Origin of the sequence: Pseudomonas fluorescens, assembly GCF_001307275.1 — a bacterium.
GTDB classification, from domain to species: Bacteria; Pseudomonadota; Gammaproteobacteria; order Pseudomonadales; family Pseudomonadaceae; genus Aquipseudomonas; species Aquipseudomonas fluorescens_AA.
The window spans coordinates 3,712,429-3,728,502 of the sequence record NZ_CP012831.1 but is presented as its reverse complement, the minus strand read 5'-3'; the positions used below and the strand labels follow the sequence as shown (position 1 = coordinate 3,728,502).

15 protein-coding genes, 1 tRNA gene and 1 riboswitch are annotated in these 16,074 nt (G+C 60.5%); of the genes, 12 read left to right on the top strand and 4 right to left on the bottom strand.

Translation table 11 applies throughout. The features are described 5' to 3' along the window. Nucleotide 1: 1 nt before the first annotated feature. Together prfA and hemA are read right to left on the bottom strand one after the other, a co-directional pair. Entirely contained in the window at nt 2-1,084 is a 1,083-nt protein-coding gene (gene prfA / locus AO356_RS16515; protein WP_060740653.1) for a peptide chain release factor 1, read from the bottom strand. Beyond that, nucleotides 1,081-2,370 carry a glutamyl-tRNA reductase gene (gene hemA / locus AO356_RS16510; RefSeq protein WP_060740652.1) on the bottom strand — a complete coding sequence of 430 codons (1,290 nt, stop codon included), beginning with the start codon at nt 2,368-2,370 and terminating at the stop codon, nt 1,081-1,083. The genes prfA and hemA overlap by 4 nt, the downstream gene beginning before the upstream one ends. A 172-nt stretch (nt 2,371-2,542) precedes the next feature. Between hemA and AO356_RS16505 the strand changes: the two genes are divergently transcribed. The 9 genes from AO356_RS16505 (at nt 2,543) to AO356_RS16465 (ending at nt 10,952) form a co-directional block, all read left to right on the top strand. Continuing rightward, nucleotides 2,543-4,267, top strand: a complete 1,725-nt coding sequence (locus AO356_RS16505) for a tetratricopeptide repeat protein (protein WP_060740651.1) — start codon at nt 2,543-2,545, stop codon at nt 4,265-4,267. A 4-nt stretch (nt 4,268-4,271) separates the two neighbouring features. Continuing rightward, nucleotides 4,272-4,889 (top strand): lipoprotein insertase outer membrane protein LolB, encoded by a 618-nt coding sequence (lolB, locus tag AO356_RS16500; RefSeq protein WP_060740650.1) that lies wholly within the window; start codon nt 4,272-4,274, stop codon nt 4,887-4,889. A gap of 1 nt (nt 4,890) precedes the next feature. Continuing rightward, nucleotides 4,891-5,742 (top strand): 4-(cytidine 5'-diphospho)-2-C-methyl-D-erythritol kinase, encoded by an 852-nt coding sequence (gene ispE / locus AO356_RS16495; RefSeq protein WP_060740649.1) that lies wholly within the window; start codon nt 4,891-4,893, stop codon nt 5,740-5,742. A 37-nt stretch (nt 5,743-5,779) separates the two neighbouring features. Beyond that, nucleotides 5,780-5,854 (top strand) — tRNA-Gln (locus AO356_RS16490). 47 nt (nt 5,855-5,901) lie between these two features. Then, nucleotides 5,902-6,843: a ribose-phosphate pyrophosphokinase gene (locus AO356_RS16485; RefSeq protein ID WP_003171603.1), complete on the top strand. Its 942-nt coding sequence runs from the start codon at nt 5,902-5,904 to the stop codon at nt 6,841-6,843. A gap of 142 nt (nt 6,844-6,985) precedes the next feature. Next, the gene (locus tag AO356_RS16480; protein WP_060740648.1) at nt 6,986-7,588 is read left to right on the top strand and encodes a 50S ribosomal protein L25/general stress protein Ctc; all 603 of its coding nucleotides are present in this window, start codon (nt 6,986-6,988) and stop codon (nt 7,586-7,588) included. A gap of 166 nt (nt 7,589-7,754) precedes the next feature. Beyond that, on the top strand, nt 7,755-8,339 hold the full coding sequence (gene pth, locus AO356_RS16475; protein ID WP_003185374.1) for an aminoacyl-tRNA hydrolase: 585 nt from the start codon (nt 7,755-7,757) through the stop codon (nt 8,337-8,339). A 22-nt stretch (nt 8,340-8,361) separates the two neighbouring features. Beyond that, nucleotides 8,362-9,462, top strand: a complete 1,101-nt coding sequence (gene ychF / locus AO356_RS16470; RefSeq protein ID WP_060740647.1) for a redox-regulated ATPase YchF — start codon at nt 8,362-8,364, stop codon at nt 9,460-9,462. A 281-nt stretch (nt 9,463-9,743) separates the two neighbouring features. Continuing rightward, nucleotides 9,744-10,952, top strand: coding sequence for an MFS transporter (locus AO356_RS16465; RefSeq protein WP_060740646.1), 1,209 nt, complete (start codon nt 9,744-9,746; stop codon nt 10,950-10,952). Between the two features lie 786 nt (nt 10,953-11,738). Here AO356_RS16465 and AO356_RS16460 read toward each other — a convergent pair. Both AO356_RS16460 and AO356_RS16455 read right to left on the bottom strand, forming a co-directional pair. Further along, nucleotides 11,739-12,326: a hypothetical protein gene (locus tag AO356_RS16460; RefSeq protein WP_060740645.1), complete on the bottom strand. Its 588-nt coding sequence runs from the start codon at nt 12,324-12,326 to the stop codon at nt 11,739-11,741. Between the two features lie 3 nt (nt 12,327-12,329). Continuing rightward, the gene (locus tag AO356_RS16455; RefSeq protein WP_060740644.1) at nt 12,330-12,773 is read right to left on the bottom strand and encodes a DUF3592 domain-containing protein; all 444 of its coding nucleotides are present in this window, start codon (nt 12,771-12,773) and stop codon (nt 12,330-12,332) included. Nucleotides 12,774-12,918: 145 nt separating this feature from the next. Then, nucleotides 12,919-13,114: riboswitch (cobalamin riboswitch) on the top strand. 140 nt (nt 13,115-13,254) lie between these two features. Here AO356_RS16455 and AO356_RS16450 point away from each other — a divergent pair. From AO356_RS16450 to AO356_RS16440, 3 genes are read left to right on the top strand one after another with little or no spacing between them, the layout of a single operon-like run. After that, on the top strand, nt 13,255-14,268 hold the full coding sequence (locus AO356_RS16450; RefSeq protein WP_060740643.1) for an ABC transporter substrate-binding protein: 1,014 nt from the start codon (nt 13,255-13,257) through the stop codon (nt 14,266-14,268). After that, nucleotides 14,265-15,281, top strand: coding sequence for a FecCD family ABC transporter permease (locus tag AO356_RS16445; protein ID WP_060740642.1), 1,017 nt, complete (start codon nt 14,265-14,267; stop codon nt 15,279-15,281). The genes AO356_RS16450 and AO356_RS16445 overlap by 4 nt, the downstream gene beginning before the upstream one ends. Continuing rightward, nucleotides 15,278-16,069, top strand: a complete 792-nt coding sequence (locus AO356_RS16440) for an ABC transporter ATP-binding protein (protein WP_060740641.1) — start codon at nt 15,278-15,280, stop codon at nt 16,067-16,069. The genes AO356_RS16445 and AO356_RS16440 overlap by 4 nt, the downstream gene beginning before the upstream one ends. Nucleotides 16,070-16,074: the final 5 nt, after the last annotated feature.

Genomic DNA, 16,074 nt, shown 5'->3' with positions numbered 1-16,074 from the left:
CTTACTCGCCAATCGCCGCCAACTGGTCGGCCTGGTATTCGGCCAGCAACGGCTCGATGACCGCATCGACACCACCGGCCAGGATCTCGTCCAGGGAATACAGGGTCAGGTTGACGCGATGGTCGGTGACCCGGCCCTGGGCGAAGTTGTAGGTGCGGATCCGTTCGGAACGATCGCCCGAACCCACCAGCAATTTGCGTTCGCTGGCGATGGCATTGGCAGCGGCGCTGGTCTGCTGGTCGTTGAGCTTGGCCGACAACCAGGCCATGGCCCGCGCACGGTTCTTGTGCTGGGAACGCTCTTCCTGGCACTCGACCACGATGCCCGAGGGCAAGTGCGTGATGCGGATCGCCGAGTCGGTCTTGTTGACGTGCTGGCCGCCCGCGCCGGAGGAACGGTACGTGTCGACCCGCAGGTCCGCCGGGTTGATCTCGATGGCTTCCTGCTCGTCCGGCTCGGGCAATACCGCCACGGTGCAGGCCGAGGTGTGGATGCGCCCCTGGGACTCGGTGGCCGGCACGCGCTGCACGCGGTGGGCGCCGGATTCGAACTTCAGCTTGCCGTAGACATTGTCGCCTTCGACCCGGGCGATGACTTCTTTATAGCCGCCGTGCTCGCCTTCGTTCTCCGACAGGATCTCCACCCGCCAACCGCGACGCTCGGCATAACGCGAATACATGCGGAACAGGTCGCCGGAAAAAATCGCCGCTTCGTCGCCGCCGGTGCCGGCACGGATCTCGAGGAACACGTTGCGCCCGTCGTTCGGGTCCTTGGGCAGCAGCATGCGCTGCAGGTTGCTTTCCAGTTCGAGCAACTGTTCCTTGGCTTCGCGCACTTCCTCCACGGCCATTTCGCGCATGTCCGGGTCGCTGTCCTTGAGCAGCGCCTGGGCGCCTTCGAGGTCGCCCTGCACTTTAAGCAGCTGTTTATAGGTGGCGACAATCGGCTCGACTTCCGCGTATTCCTTGGAATAGGTGCGGAATTTGTTCTGGTCGGCAATGACTTCGCCATCGCCCAGCAAGGCGGTCAATTCTTCGAAACGGTCCTGGAGGATGTCCAGTTTGTTGAGCAGTGACGCTTTCATTGCGTTTTTTTATCCGAAAAGCTATCCGGTGAGCCCTCACCGAGGGCAAAGAGTTCCTGGGCCATGGCCAGCGCATCGAGGCGGCCTTCGGCTGTCAGCTTCTTGAGCTGGACACTGGGGGCGTGGAGCAGCTTGTTGGTCAGGCCGCGGGCCAGTTGCACCAGCACCTCTTCGGCACTGCCGCCGTTGGCCAGCAGGCGCTGGGCCTTTTGCAGCTCCTCGTCGCGCAGGCGTTCGCTCTGTTGACGATAGGCCTTGAGCACATCCACCGCCGCCAGCTCGCGCAGGCGCACCATGAAGTCCTCGGCGCCGACGCCGATCATCTCTTCCGCCGCCTGGGCTGCGCCCTGCCGGCTCTTGAGGTTCTCGGCCACCACCTCGTGCAGGTCGTCGACGCTATAGAGGTAAACGTCGTCCAGCTCGCCGACTTCTGGCTCGATGTCCCGGGGAACGGCGATGTCCACCATGAAAATCGGCTTGTGCTTGCGCAGCTTCAGGGCACTTTCCACGGCGCCCTTGCCGAGGATCGGCAACTGGCTGGCGGTGGAACTGATGACGATGTCGCTGTGCACCAGCTCAGCGGGAATGTCCGACAGCAGCACCGCATGGGCACCGAACTGTTCGGCCAGGGTGCTGGCCCGTTCCAGGGTCCGGTTGGCAACGACGATGCGTTTCACACCCAGGTCGTGGAGATGGCGAGCGACCAAGGTGATGGTCTCGCCGGCGCCGATCAGCAGCGCCTGGCTGCGTTGCAAATCACTGAAAATCTGTTTCGCCAGGCTGACGGCGGCAAACGCTACGGACACCGGGTTCTCGCCGATGGCGGTGTCGGTGCGCACCTGCTTGGCGGCATTGAAGGTGGCCTGGAACAAGCGCCCCAGCAGCGGGCCGACGGTGCCAGCCTCGCGGGCCACGGCGTAGGCCGACTTCATCTGGCCGAGAATCTGCGGCTCGCCCAGCACCAGCGAGTCGAGCCCCGAGGCGACGCGCATCATGTGACGAACGGCCGCATCGTCTTCGTGCACATAAGCACTGGCGCGCAGCTCTTCAAGGCTCAGGTTGTGATATTCGGCCAGCCAGCGCAGCACTGAATCGGCCGAAACGTGATCCTGTTCTATATAAAGCTCACTGCGATTGCAGGTGGAGAGGATCGCAGCTTCGCGGCTGTCGGTGAGTCGGCAGAGCTGCTGCAGGGCCTCAACCAGCTGCTCAGGCGTAAAGGCCACGCGCTCGCGGACGTCTACTGAAGCAGTCTTGTGGTTAATACCGAGTGCAAGGAAGGCCATTCAAGGTCGCTGATGGTGACGTGAAGCCGGCAATTGTCCTACTTCGTCAGATTCAGAACAACCACTCGATCTCTATCGCCCTGCCCTGGGTTGTAAATCGACGGGGCGGTTATGTTTGACCCAACGCTTGTGTCATGATGATCCGACCGCAGGTTAGTCGTCCTCTTCCTATATGAATAGATCTTCCGCGTTGCTCCTCGCCCTTGCCTTGCTCAGCGGCTGCCAGTCCATGGCCCCCGTTTCGACAGACGGTACGCCGCCAGTCGAAGACAGTGTGCAGGCCCCTGAAAAACCCAAGGTCTATGGCTCGTTCAGCGAAGAAACCATCTTCAGCCTGTTGAGCGCCGAACTGGCAGGCCAGCGCAATCGCTTCGACATTGCGCTGGACAACTACGTGACCCAGGCCATCAATACCCAGGACCCGGGCATCTCCGAACGGGCATTTCGCATTGCCGAATACCTGGGCGCCGACCAGCCCGCGCTGGATACCGCGCTGATCTGGGCCAGGAATGCCCCCGATGACCTGGAAGCACAGCGCGCCGCCGCCGTGCAACTGGCCCGGGCCGGGCGCTACGACGACTCCATGGTCTATATGGAGAAAGTCCTGCTGGGCAAGGGCGACACCCATTTCGACTTCCTGGCGCTGTCCGCCGCCGATACCGACCAGGAAACCCGCAACGGCCTGATGAAAAGCTTCGATCGCCTGTTGCAGCGCCACCCGAATAACGGCCAGCTGATTTTCGGCAAGGCCCTGCTGCTGCAACAGGATGGCGACACCCAGGGCGCCCTCACCCTGCTGGAAGACAACCCGCCGGAAGCCGGCGAAGTGGCGCCGATCCTGCTGCGCGCCCGCCTGCTGCAAGGCTTGAATCGCGGCGACGAAGCCTTGCCGCTGCTGGAAAAAAGCATCAAGAAGTACCCGGACGACAAACGCCTGCGCCTCACCTACGCCCGCATGCTGGTGGAAAACAACCGCATGGACGACGCCAAGGTGGAGTTCTCCAGCCTGGTCCAGCAATACCCGGAAGACGACGAGCTGCGCTATTCCCTGGCGCTGGTCTGCCTGGAAGCCAAGGCCTGGGAAGAAGCCAAGGGTTATCTGGAGGACCTGATCGCCCGGGAAAGCCATGTCGACTCGGCCCATTTGAACCTGGGTCGCATCGCCGAGGAACGCAACGACCCCGAGAGCGCACTGATCGAGTACGCCCAGGTCGGCCCGGGCAACGACTATCTGCCGGCGCAGTTGCGCCAGGCCGATATCCTGATCAGCAATGGCAAGACCGCCGATGCCCAGAGCCGCCTCGCGGTACAACGCGACTCCCAGCCGGACTACGGCATCCAGTTGTACCTGATCGAAGCCGAAACCCTGTCGGCCAACAATCAGGGCGACAAGGCCTGGAACGTACTGCAGCAAGCCTTGAAGCAGTACCCGGACGATCTGAACCTGTTGTATACCCGCGCCATGCTGGCGGAAAAACGCAATGACCTGGCCCAGATGGAAAAGGACCTGCGCCTGATCATCCAGCGTGACCCGGACAACGCCATGGCCCTCAATGCCCTGGGCTACACCTTGTCGGATCGCACCACCCGCTATGACGAAGCCAAGCTGCTGATCGAACAGGCCCACCAGATCAATCCGGAAGACCCGGCGGTACTCGACAGCCTTGGCTGGGTGAATTTCCGCCTGGGCAATCTCGACGAAGCCGAACGCCTGTTGCGCCAGGCCCTGGAGCGCTTTCCCGACCAGGAAGTCGCCGCTCACCTGGGCGAGGTCCTGTGGGCCAACGGCAAACAACGCGAAGCCCGGCAGATCTGGAGCCGATTCCTCAAGGATCAGCCGGACAGCCCTATCTTGCGCAGCACCATCAAACGCCTGACCGGATCCGAGACCCTTTAAGATTATGTTTTTGCGCCATCTCATCGTTTTCAGCTTCATTGCCTTGCTCGCCGGTTGTGCGGGCTTCGGCGCCCGTGAATCCGTCCAGGGCCAGGGCAACCAGGCCCAGTGGCGCGAGCACAAGCAACAACTGAGCGGCCTCGACGGCTGGCAGATCGACGGCAAGATCGGCATCCGCGCCCCGAAAGACTCGGGCAGCGGCACGCTGTTCTGGCTGCAACGCCAGGACTACTACGACATTCGCCTGTCGGGCCCACTGGGGCGCGGCGCGGCCCGCCTGACTGGCCGGCCGGGCCAGGTTTCCCTGGAAGTCGCCAATCAGGGACGCTACGAGGCCCCGAGCCCCGAAGCGCTGCTGGAAGAGCAACTGGGCTGGAAACTGCCGGTTTCCCACCTGACCTGGTGGGTCCGCGGGCTGCCAGCGCCGGACAGTAAAAGTCGCCTGACCCTCGATGCCGACAGCCGCCTGTCCAACCTGGAACAGGATGACTGGCAGATCGAATACCTCAGCTATGCCCAGCAGAACGGCTACTGGCTGCCAGAACGCATCAAGTTGCACGGCAGCGACCTCGACGTCACGCTGGTGATCAAGCAATGGCAGCCGCGCAAGCTGGGGCAATGACATGACCGCTGCACGCCTGACCCTGCCCTCCCCGGCCAAGCTCAACCTGATGCTGCACATCCTCGGCCGTCGTCCGGACGGCTACCACGAGTTGCAGACGATCTTCCAGTTCCTGGACTACGGCGACGACATCACCTTCGCCGTGCGCGACGACGGCGTGATTCATCTGCACACCGAGTTCGAAGGCGTGCCCCACGACAGCAACCTGATCGTCAAGGCCGCGAAACGACTCCAGGCGCAATCCGGTTGTACGCTGGGCATCGATATCTGGATCGAGAAAATCCTGCCCATGGGCGGCGGCATCGGTGGCGGCAGCTCGAATGCGGCGACGACTTTGTTGGGCCTCAACCATTTGTGGCAGCTTGGCTGGGACATTGATCGCCTGGCTGCCCTGGGCCTGACGCTGGGCGCCGACGTGCCGGTTTTCGTGCGTGGCCACGCCGCTTTCGCCGAGGGCGTCGGGGAAAAACTCACCCCAGTGGAACCCGAGGAACCCTGGTACTTGGTGCTGGTGCCGCAAGTATCTGTAAGTACAGCAGAAATTTTTTCAGATCCACTGTTGACACGTAACTCTCCTCCCATTAAAGTGCGCCCCGTTCCCAAGGGAAACAGTCGAAATGACTGCTTACCGGTGGTAGCAAGGCGTTATCCAGATGTTCGTAACGCTTTGAATTTGTTAGGTAAATTTACCGAAGCAAAACTCACCGGAACTGGAAGTTGTGTGTTTGGGGGCTTCCCAAGCAAAGCTGAAGCTGATAAAGTCTCGGCCCTTCTTACAGAGACCCTTACAGGGTTTGTAGCAAAAGGAAGCAACGTTTCGATGTTGCATCGCAAGCTGCAAGAGCTGCTCTAAAAGGAATCGAGTGCTGGGCACTCGCAGCAACAGATACAGGGGCGTCGCCAAGCGGTAAGGCAGCAGGTTTTGATCCTGCCATGCGTTGGTTCGAATCCAGCCGCCCCTGCCATTTTCCTATACTCATCCAGGTATACCCTCAGCCTTCAGGTACTGCGCGTGTCCAAGATGATGGTCTTTACGGGGAACGCCAACCCCGATCTGGCTCGGCGTGTCGTACGTCAGCTGCATATCCCTCTCGGTGACATTTCTGTCGGTAAATTTTCCGACGGCGAAATCACTGCCGAGATCAATGAAAACGTTCGCGGTAAAGACGTCTTCATTATTCAGCCGACTTGCGCTCCGACCAACGATAACCTGATGGAACTCGTCGTGATGGCTGATGCCTTCCGCCGTTCCTCGGCTACTCGTATCACTGCTGTTATTCCTTACTTTGGTTATGCCCGTCAGGATCGCCGTCCGCGTTCCGCACGTGTGGCCATCAGCGCGAAAGTCGTGGCTGATATGCTCACCGTAGTCGGCATCGACCGTGTCCTCACGGTTGATCTGCATGCTGACCAGATTCAGGGTTTCTTCGATATTCCCGTGGATAACATCTACGGCTCCCCCGTCCTGGTGGATGATATTGAAGACCAGCGCTTCGAAAACCTGATGATCGTGTCCCCGGACATTGGCGGCGTCGTGCGTGCACGTGCTGTTGCCAAATCCCTGGGCGTGGATCTGGGTATCATCGACAAACGCCGTGAGAAAGCCAATCACTCCGAAGTGATGCATATCATCGGCGACGTCGAAGGGCGCACCTGTATCCTGGTCGATGACATGGTCGATACCGCCGGCACCCTGTGCCACGCGGCCAAGGCCCTGAAAGAGCATGGCGCTGCCAAGGTCTTTGCCTACTGCACACACCCTGTGCTGTCCGGTCGGGCAATCGAGAACATTGAAAATTCCGTGCTGGACGAGCTGGTGGTGACCAATACCATTCCGCTGTCCGCTGCAGCACAAGCCTGTGCGCGTATCCGTCAACTGGATATCGCACCGGTGGTTGCCGAAGCGGTTCGCCGCATCAGCAATGAAGAATCGATCAGCGCGATGTTCCGCTAAGGGCCCTGCCCTTCCCAGGACATCTCGTTGACGAAAAGCGCCCCGCCCCGACATCACCTGTCGGGGCGGGGCTTTTTTGCCCATACCGTGCCTGACGCTGGTCGCAAACGTCACTCGGTCATGGCTATTTTGGAGATACAACATGAACGATTTTACTCTGAATGCTGAAGTGCGTTCCGACCTGGGGAAAGGTGCGAGCCGCCGCCTGCGTCGTCTCGCAAGCCTGGTTCCAGCTGTAGTCTACGGTGGCGACAAAGCCCCTGAGTCCATCAGCATGCTGGCCAAAGAAGTTGCCAAACTGCTCGAAAACGAAGCGGCCTACAGCCACATCATCGAGCTGAACGTTGGCGGCACCAAGCAAAACGTCGTGATCAAAGCCCTGCAGCGTCACCCGGCCAAAGGCCACGTGATGCACGCTGACTTCGTCCGCGTTGTTGCCGGTCAGAAGCTGACTGCTGTTGTTCCAGTGCACTTCATCAACGAAGCTGCTCCGGTCAAGAAAGGCGGCGAGATCTCGCACGTGACTTCCGAGCTGGAAGTTTCCTGCCTGCCGAAAGACCTGCCTGAATTCATCGAAGTCGACCTGGCTGACGCCGAAGTCGGCACGATCATTCACCTGTCCGACCTCAAGGCTCCTAAAGGCGTTGAGTTTGTTGCTCTGGCACACGGCGATGACAAGGCTGTTGCCAACGTCCACGCTCCACGTGTTGCTCCAGAAGCCACTGAAGAAGGCGCTGCAGAGTAATTTCACTCTGTCGCCGGAGTGACCGGAAACATCGCGGACTGGAACGTAGCGAGACAGCGGGCGAGAACGCGAAGTTTACTTAACGGTAAATCCGCCATTTTCGTCCACTGTCGCAACACCGCCTGATTGCGACATTGTTATCCACACTCCAGGAAGGGCCCCTATCGTGACTGCCATTAAACTGATCGTTGGCCTGGGAAATCCAGGCGCTGAATACGAACAGACCCGGCATAACGCAGGGGCCCTTTTTGTTGAGCGCATCGCGCACGCACAAGGCGTCAGCCTCGCGGCCGATCGCAAGTATTTCGGCCTGACCGGGCGCTTCTCGCACCAGGGTCAGGATGTTCGCCTGTTGATCCCCACCACCTACATGAACCGCAGCGGCCAGGCCGTGGCGGCATTGGCCGGTTTCTTTCGCATCAAGCCTGAAGAAATCCTGGTGGCCCACGACGAACTCGACCTGCCTCCGGGCGTTGCCAAGCTCAAGCAAGGCGGCGGCCATGGCGGTCACAACGGGTTGCGCGACATCATCGCGCAACTGGGTAATCAGAATACCTTTCACCGCCTGCGGCTTGGCATCGGCCACCCGGGCGTTGCCAGTATGGTTTCTAACTTTGTCCTGGGTCGTGCGCCTCGCGCCGAACAGGAAAAACTCGATGCCAGCATCGACTTTGCCCTCGGCGTGCTGCCGGATATCCTCGCCGGTGAATGGAACCGCGCGATGAAAAACCTGCACAGCCAGAAGGCCTGACACTTATCCGAGGGGAAACACCATGGGATTCAATTGCGGCATCGTCGGCCTGCCTAACGTCGGCAAGTCCACCCTGTTCAACGCCCTGACCAAATCCGGTATCGCGGCCGAGAACTTCCCCTTCTGCACCATCGAGCCGAACAGCGGCATCGTGCCGATGCCCGATCCGCGCCTGGAAGCCTTGGCGGCTATCGTCAACCCCAAGCGCATCCTGCCGACCACCATGGAATTCGTCGACATCGCAGGCCTGGTGGCTGGCGCGTCGAAAGGCGAAGGCCTGGGCAACAAGTTCCTGGCCAACATCCGTGAAACCGATGCAATCGCCCACGTGGTGCGCTGCTTCGAAGACGAGAACGTGATTCACGTCTCCAACAGCGTCGACCCGAAACGCGACATCGAAATCATCGACCTGGAACTGATTTTCGCTGACCTCGACAGCTGCGAAAAACAACTGCAGAAAGTTGCCCGCAACGCCAAGGGCGGCGACAAGGACGCGGTCGTCCAGAAAGGCCTGCTGGAACAATTGATCGCCCACTTCACCGAAGGCAAGCCTGCACGCAGCCTGATGAAGAACATGAGCACCGACGAGAAGTTGGTGATTAAGGGCTTCCACCTGTTGACCACCAAACCGGTCATGTACATCGCCAACGTCGCTGAAGACGGTTTCGAGAACAACCCGCACCTGGACGTGGTCAAGGCCATTGCCGAGGAAGAAGGCGCCATGGTCGTTCCGGTCTGCAACAAGATCGAAGCGGAAATCGCCGAGCTGGACGACGGTGAAGAGAAAGACATGTTCCTCGAGGCCCTGGGCCTGGAAGAGCCTGGCCTGAACCGCGTGATCCGCGCCGGCTACGAGATGCTCCACCTGCAGACCTACTTCACCGCCGGTGTCGAAGAAGTGCGCGCCTGGACCGTCCGCGTGGGTGCCACCGCACCGCAAGCCGCCGGTGTGATCCACACTGACTTCGAAAAAGGCTTCATCCGCGCCGAAGTCATCGCCTACTCGGATTTCATCCAGTACAAGGGCGAAGCGGGCGCCAAGGAAGCCGGCAAGTGGCGTCTGGAAGGCAAGGAATACATCGTCAAGGATGGCGACGTGATGCACTTCCGCTTTAACGTCTAACCCGCCACGCCGCTCCACGCAGTATCCAAAAAGCCCCGTTATCGCCCCGCGATGCGGGGCTTTTGCGTTGGAGCATCTCATTGCAATCCAGAACCGTCCGATATCAATCCGTCGCCCGCCTCCGCCTGGGCTTCGTTTGCTTGAATAACTGGCCTGCCCAAATAACGTGCAACGGCCCATTCGCAGGCGTGCTCAAATGACCAGCCGCCGGTTTGCCGTCCCATCAGTTTGTGTCACAGGCAGCGGGTTATTCATCAGTGTCACATGATAAAGGAAGCATCATGGCAAACCCCTACCGCGAACTTTTCTCCGCCCCGGGCGCCATCGGGCTAGTGATTACGAGCGCCATTGCCCGTCTGCCACAGGCAATGATCGGCATTGGCATCATCACCATGCTGGTGCAGCAGACAGGACTTTATTGGCTGGCAGGCGCGGTCGCCGGTACTTATACCCTGGCGACTGCGCTTATCGGTCCGCAAGTATCGAAACTTGTCGACCGGCGGGGGCAACGCCGGGTTCTGCCGCCTTTGGCGGCCTTCAGCACCAGTATGCTGCTCGCGCTGATCATTGCCGTGTATATGAGCGCTCCGGTCACATTGCTGTTCATTCTCGCGGCATTGGCGGGCACGATGCCAAGCATGCCCGCCATGATAAGGGCACGCTGGATACAACTTTTCCGTGGCAAGCCACAGCTACACACAGCCTTTTCCCTGGATACCGTTATAACTGAACTGGCCTTTGTCATCGGCCCACCACTTGCCATTGGTTTGAGCATCAGTTTTTTCGCCCAAGCCGGGCCCCTTGCTGCGGTCTTGTTGTTGATAGTCGGCGTGACGGCGTTTCTCATGCAGCGGCAGACGGAACCGAAGGTGGTCGTGGGCACGGCGAGGAGTACAGGGTCGGCCTTGCTTATCCCCGGCGTTCCTACCATCGTGCTGGCACTGTTGGCGATGGGCGTCATTGGAGGATCCGTTGACGTGGCGGTTGTCGCCTTCGCCAACGCACAGGGCTGGCCGGCGTCTGCCAGCTTCATCCTGGCAACCTATGCCCTCGGCTCACTGATCGCTGGCCTGACGTTCGGCGCCTTAAGGGCTTCCAGGCCGATTGATCAGCAGTTTTTTATCGGCTCGCTGGTAACGGCGGTCACTGCTGTGTTGCCCATTCTTTCACCGAACGTCTATGTCCTTTCCGGAATGCTATTTTTGGCAGGCATGTCGTTTGCGCCAACGATGGTCATCATCATGAATCTCGGTACGATGATTGTTCCGCCTTCCAGGATCACCGAAGGGTTTACGTGGATGTCGACCGGCGTCAGCATTGGCGTAGCGCTCGGCGGCGTATTGGCGGGCTTGGTCATCGACGCCTGTGGCGCCCAGGCTGGGTTCGGCGTCGCGATTGTCGCGGGCCTGGCCATGGTGCTGATAGTGTTTACAGGGCTGCGTACACTGCGCGCTTCGTCTGCAACTGGTCACGAAATCACCTTCCAGTGATGTGCATGACTGGACCTGATGCATGCCTCGATTTCCAGAATCCATTCAGTGTGGCCGCCACTCGGTGCCTCGCTAGGGCTCGGCATGCCCTCCCTCCGGCATTTATGTAACTGAACCACCGTCATCGCGAGCAAGCTCGCTCCCACACTGGATCGGGAACGATCTACAGATTTGCGGCCACTGCAAATCCCTGTGGGAGCAAAGCTTGCTCGCGATAGCAGTGGATCAGCTTGCATCTGCGTTGAATGTGCCCTCGCCTTCGAGAGCAAGCTCGCACACATTGGGTCGGTGACGATCTACAGATTTTCGGCCACTGCAAATCCCTGTGGGAGCAAAGCTTGCTCGCGATAGCAGTGGATCAGCTTGCATCTGCGTTGAATGTGCCCTCGCCTTCGAGAGCAAGCTCGCACACATTGGGTCGGTGACGATCTACAGATTTTCGGCCACTGCAAATCCCTGTGGGAGCAAAGCTTGCTCGCGATAGCGGTGGATCAGCTTGCATCAGCGTTGGATGTACCGCCGTCTTCGCGAGCAAGCTCGCTCCCACAATGGGATCGCACTAGGACCGGAAGAGCCAGGTCGGCTATAAGGCCGCCTCGCGAGCAAGCTTTGCTCCCACAGATCTGACAGGTGTACGAGCGGGAGAGCCAGGCCGGCTGTCAGGCCGCCTCGCTTTTGATCTTGATCTGGGGCGCCCCGTTAACCACGCTGGCCGAACGCAGGCATTGTGGAGTGGGCATCCCGGCATGCATGCCGGGATAGCCGTGGCATTACTCCACAATCCGACTAGAACAGATAGCCTATGTAAATCGCAGCGCCGCCACCGGCCTGCAGGCCAGCGTTTATACCGGCCATGACCACCGCCCCCTTGGCCGACTTCGCCAGCCGCTGGTTGACCAGGGTGGAAGCGATGAGCGAGGTCGCCGGGTTGGAATTCAGTGCCATCGACAACGCCAGCAACTTGGGATCAAGCCCGAACAACAGCGCCGTGGCCGAGCCGCCGATTCCCAGGCCCACCCCTACTTCGGTGTACATGCAAGGTCCGGTGATGTCGTCACTGGTCAGGTCGCGAGCGACCAAGGCATCGCTGACAAACACCTTGCCGGTGCTGGGAAACGCCTCCGCCGCGCCGGCCGCAGCCACACCCTTGCCCTTGATCTGGATATTGATCTTGCCGAAACGCGGCAGCCGCGCGCCAAATCCGGCACCGACTCCGACGCCGCCGTAGCGGTAGCTGATGTCCTCGCCCTCGGGCGAACGCAGGATGATCGAACCGCCGCTGCCCGCCACCATGACCACGGTCAGGCCGCCGCCGCTGGCGGTCTGATACTGCCAGCGACTTTCATTGACCGGGATCGGGATGTTGTAGCTCATACGTTAAAGTCCTTTATGTGAATGAACCGCACCGCGACCGCGCTGACGGATAGCTTTTGCCAGACCGACCAGCGTGAACACCAGACCAATAAGACCCAGGACCCCGGAAGTGCCCCACAGCGCGGCCAAGTCATCGACGATGGCGCTGTTGGCCGGCTGCTCGGGCAGGTAATGCACCCGCACCGGCTGACCCTGCTGATAGCCGAAAATGAAGCCGCCCTGGGGGTAGGAGATTTTTTCACCACTGCTCGTGGTGAAGGCGATCTCAGGATGCGAACCACCGGCATTCAAGTGGCTGACGATGCCATCGGCGGTCTGTGCGCGGTCGAGAAACTCGCGTCGCTCAAGCGTGAGATTGATGGCAATGCTCAACAAACCGATACCAATCAGGGCAAACAGCAGGCCCAGCAATATCTTCCCGATGTGTGACGGGGTGTAGTTAGCCATGGTTTGTCTCAGTGTTCGTCCATGAAGAGGGCGACCAGAATAGCAAGAAGCGGCGCTATGCCGCACCTCCGGAAAATCATTCCCGCAATCGTACGACGCCAGGAGAAGACCTCTCAGTGGCGAGTGGTGATAAACACCCTGATCGACTACCATGCCGATCGCCGGTTCCCCCACGGGACTAATAGGGAATCCGAGATGCCTCGCATGGCATCAAACGGAACTGCCCCCGCAACTGTAGGTGCTGAGCCTGCTCCTCAATGGCCACTGGGATCACCCCGGGAAGGCTGGAGCCAGGCGATGACGCATCAGTCAGGAGACCTGCCGGCCAAGTCAATCACTAACCGGCGGGGTGTCCGGGAAGGGCATCCTTGCGTTGCGCGTCACTGGGCCGATCGGCACTTCAGTGCTTCAGCGGCAGCGTTCGATGATGTGTTTTCCAGTCCGTCCCCTGCTCCGTGTACGGTCAACTGGAGTTTGCGTCATGCTGCTGCCCCGCCTTGCCCCCCTTGTCATCGCCCTGGGTCTGCCGAGCCTCGCCCACGCGGCTCCAACTCACTATCCCCTGACCCTCGAGAACTGCGGCAGCACGCTGACTTTCGAGCAATCGCCCAGTCGCGCCGTGACCATCGGCCAGGCCGGCACTGAAATGCTCTATGCCATGGGGTTGAGCGACAAGGTGGTCGGCACTTCGCTCTGGTTCAACGATGTGCAGATGAAATACAAGGCGCAGAACGACAAGATCGAACGCCTGGCCGATAACGAGCCGAGCTTCGAGGCGGTGATCGGCAAACGCCCGCAACTGGTGGCGGTGGAACTGGAATGGATGGTCGGACCGCAAGGCGTGGTCGGTACCCGCCAGCAGTTTCACGAACTGAAGATCCCGACCTACCTGATGCCCTCCGATTGCGAAGCCAAGGATAATCTGGTCGGTGCGGACGGCACGCGGCTGGAGGCGTTTCGCATCGACAGCATCTACAAGAGCATCAGCCAGTTGGCTGAAATCTTCGACGTACAGGAGCGTGGCCAGCAGTTGAACGCCCAACTCAAGGCCAGCCTGGCGAAGTCTATCGCCACGGTGCAGGCCAAGGATCTGAAGCAGACGAGTGCGCTGTTCTGGTTCTCCAGCGCCAGTCTGGACATCGATCCCTATGTGGCCGGGCACAAGGGCATTCCTGACTTCATGCTCAGTACCCTGGGCGTGCGCAACGTGGTCGAATCCGATGAGGAATGGCCGACCGTCGGCTGGGAAACCATCGCCAAGGCCAACCCGACCTTCCTGGTCATTGCCCGCATGGATCGCCGACGTTTTCCGGCTGATGACCATGAAAAGAAGCTGCAATTCCTGCGCAGTGACCCGGTGACCCGCAATATGGACGCGGTGAAAAACAACCGCATCATCATTCTCGATGCGATGGCCATGCAAGCGAGCATCAGAATGTTCGACGGCCTGGAAACCCTGGCGACGGCCATCAGCGGCTACGACCTGCCGAAATGATTCCGACGCTGATTCGAACGTTGCTGGCGTTGGCGGCGCTGCTCCTGGCAGTGATTGCCGGCGTGGCCATCGGTGAGACGAGTATCGAGCCGAGTGTGGTGTTCCAGGTGCTGGCCAACAAACTGTGGGCCGCAGGTTATGCCCTCGACCCGATAGACGAAGGCATCGTCTGGAACTACCGGCTGACCCGTGCGCTGGTGGCGGCGGCCTGCGGTGCGGGCCTGGCGACCTGCGGGGTGATCTTGCAATCGCTGTTGCGCAACCCGTTGGCCGATCCTTACCTGCTCGGCATCTCCGCCGGCGCCTCGACAGGCGCGGTACTGGTGGCGCTGCTGGGCATTGGGGCGGGGCTGATTTCGTTGTCGGTCGGGGCCTTCGCCGGGGCCGTTGCCGCGTTCGCCGTGGTCGTTTTGCTGGCCCGTGCCAGCCGCTCACCCGCTGGCACCGGGCAGATCATCCTGGCCGGGATTGCCGGTTCGCAGTTGTTCAATGCGCTCACCGCGTTTCTGATTACCAAGTCCGCCAGCTCCGAACAAGCGCGCGGCATCATGTTCTGGTTGCTGGGAAATCTCAGTGGGGTCCGTTGGCCGTCGGTGTGGCTGTCGGTGCCCGTGGCATTGATCGGTCTTGCGGTGTGCCTGTGGCACCGGCGGGCGCTGGACGCCTTTACCTTTGGCGCCGACTCGGCCGCCTCCCTCGGCATTCCGGTACGCCGGGTGCAATTTCTGCTGATCAGCTGCGCGGCACTGGTGACAGCGGTGATGGTGTCGATTGTGGGCTCCATCGGTTTCGTCGGGTTGGTCATTCCCCATGCCGTGCGTTTGTTGCTGGGTACCCGGCATGCGCGCCTGTTGCCAGCGAGTGCGTTGGGTGGCGCGGTGTTCCTGATCGCCGCCGATGTCTTCTCGCGAACACTGATCAAAGGCCAAGTCATCCCGGTCGGCGTCATCACTGCACTGGTGGGTGCTCCGGTGTTCGCGTTGATCCTGATCGGTCGGAGAAATGCCCGATGAATGCCGTCACCTCTGTCATCGGCGAATCCGTGCTGAGTTGTTCCGCCCTAGGGTTCCAGGTGCGGGACGCCGAGTTGTTGCACGATATCCACTTGGACATCCGTCGGGGCGAAACCCTGGGCCTCGTCGGGCCCAACGGTTCGGGAAAATCCACACTGCTCAAACTGCTGGCGGGCGTGCGCGCCCCCAGTCGGGGCGACATTCGCCTCAACAACCAGCCCCTCAAGACGCTGGCACGGCGAACCGTCGCGCAGACCCTGGCCGTGGTTGAGCAACAGGCCGACACACTGGATGCGATCAGCGTGTTCGACGCCGTTGCCTTGGGCCGAACGCCGTGGCTATCAGCCTTGAGTCCGTGGTCAAACGAAGACGCCGCCATCGTCCAGCAGGCGCTGTGGGACGTCGATGCGGCGCACTTGAAAAACCGCACCTGGCACAGTCTGTCCGGCGGTGAACGTCAACGCGTTCACATCGCTCGGGCCCTGGCCCAACGCCCGCAGATTCTCTTGCTGGACGAACCCACCAATCACCTGGATATCCAGCATCAGCTCGCCATCCTGAAAGTCGTGCAAGCGCTACCCGTCACGACGGTCATCGCCCTGCACGACCTGAACCAGGCGTTAACCTGTGATCGCCTGGCGGTACTGGAACGGGGCCGGCTGGTGGCCCTCGGCAAACCTCTTGAGGTGCTGACCCCGCAACGCTTGCAGGATACGTTCGGCGTGCACGCCCATTACCTGATCGACCCTTTCGACGGCGCGCAGATCCTGCGCTTTCGTTCCGTTTGACTGAG

Excerpts from the sequence above, each read along its gene's own strand:
- AO356_RS16455 (WP_060740644.1), bottom strand. The coding sequence starts at position 12,773 with ATGGCTAACTACACCCCGTCACACATCGGGAAGATATTGCTGGGCCTG.
- AO356_RS16440 (WP_060740641.1), top strand. The coding sequence starts at position 15,278 with ATGAATGCCGTCACCTCTGTCATCGGCGAATCCGTGCTGAGTTGTTCC.
- hemA (WP_060740652.1), bottom strand. The coding sequence starts at position 2,370 with ATGGCCTTCCTTGCACTCGGTATTAACCACAAGACTGCTTCAGTAGAC.
- lolB (WP_060740650.1), top strand. The coding sequence starts at position 4,272 with ATGTTTTTGCGCCATCTCATCGTTTTCAGCTTCATTGCCTTGCTCGCC.
- AO356_RS16465 (WP_060740646.1), top strand. The coding sequence starts at position 9,744 with ATGGCAAACCCCTACCGCGAACTTTTCTCCGCCCCGGGCGCCATCGGG.
- prfA (WP_060740653.1), bottom strand. The coding sequence starts at position 1,084 with ATGAAAGCGTCACTGCTCAACAAACTGGACATCCTCCAGGACCGTTTC.
- AO356_RS16480 (WP_060740648.1), top strand. The coding sequence starts at position 6,986 with ATGAACGATTTTACTCTGAATGCTGAAGTGCGTTCCGACCTGGGGAAA.
- AO356_RS16505 (WP_060740651.1), top strand. The coding sequence starts at position 2,543 with ATGAATAGATCTTCCGCGTTGCTCCTCGCCCTTGCCTTGCTCAGCGGC.
- AO356_RS16460 (WP_060740645.1), bottom strand. The coding sequence starts at position 12,326 with ATGAGCTACAACATCCCGATCCCGGTCAATGAAAGTCGCTGGCAGTAT.
- ispE (WP_060740649.1), top strand. The coding sequence starts at position 4,891 with ATGACCGCTGCACGCCTGACCCTGCCCTCCCCGGCCAAGCTCAACCTG.
- AO356_RS16445 (WP_060740642.1), top strand. The coding sequence starts at position 14,265 with ATGATTCCGACGCTGATTCGAACGTTGCTGGCGTTGGCGGCGCTGCTC.
- AO356_RS16450 (WP_060740643.1), top strand. The coding sequence starts at position 13,255 with ATGCTGCTGCCCCGCCTTGCCCCCCTTGTCATCGCCCTGGGTCTGCCG.
- ychF (WP_060740647.1), top strand. The coding sequence starts at position 8,362 with ATGGGATTCAATTGCGGCATCGTCGGCCTGCCTAACGTCGGCAAGTCC.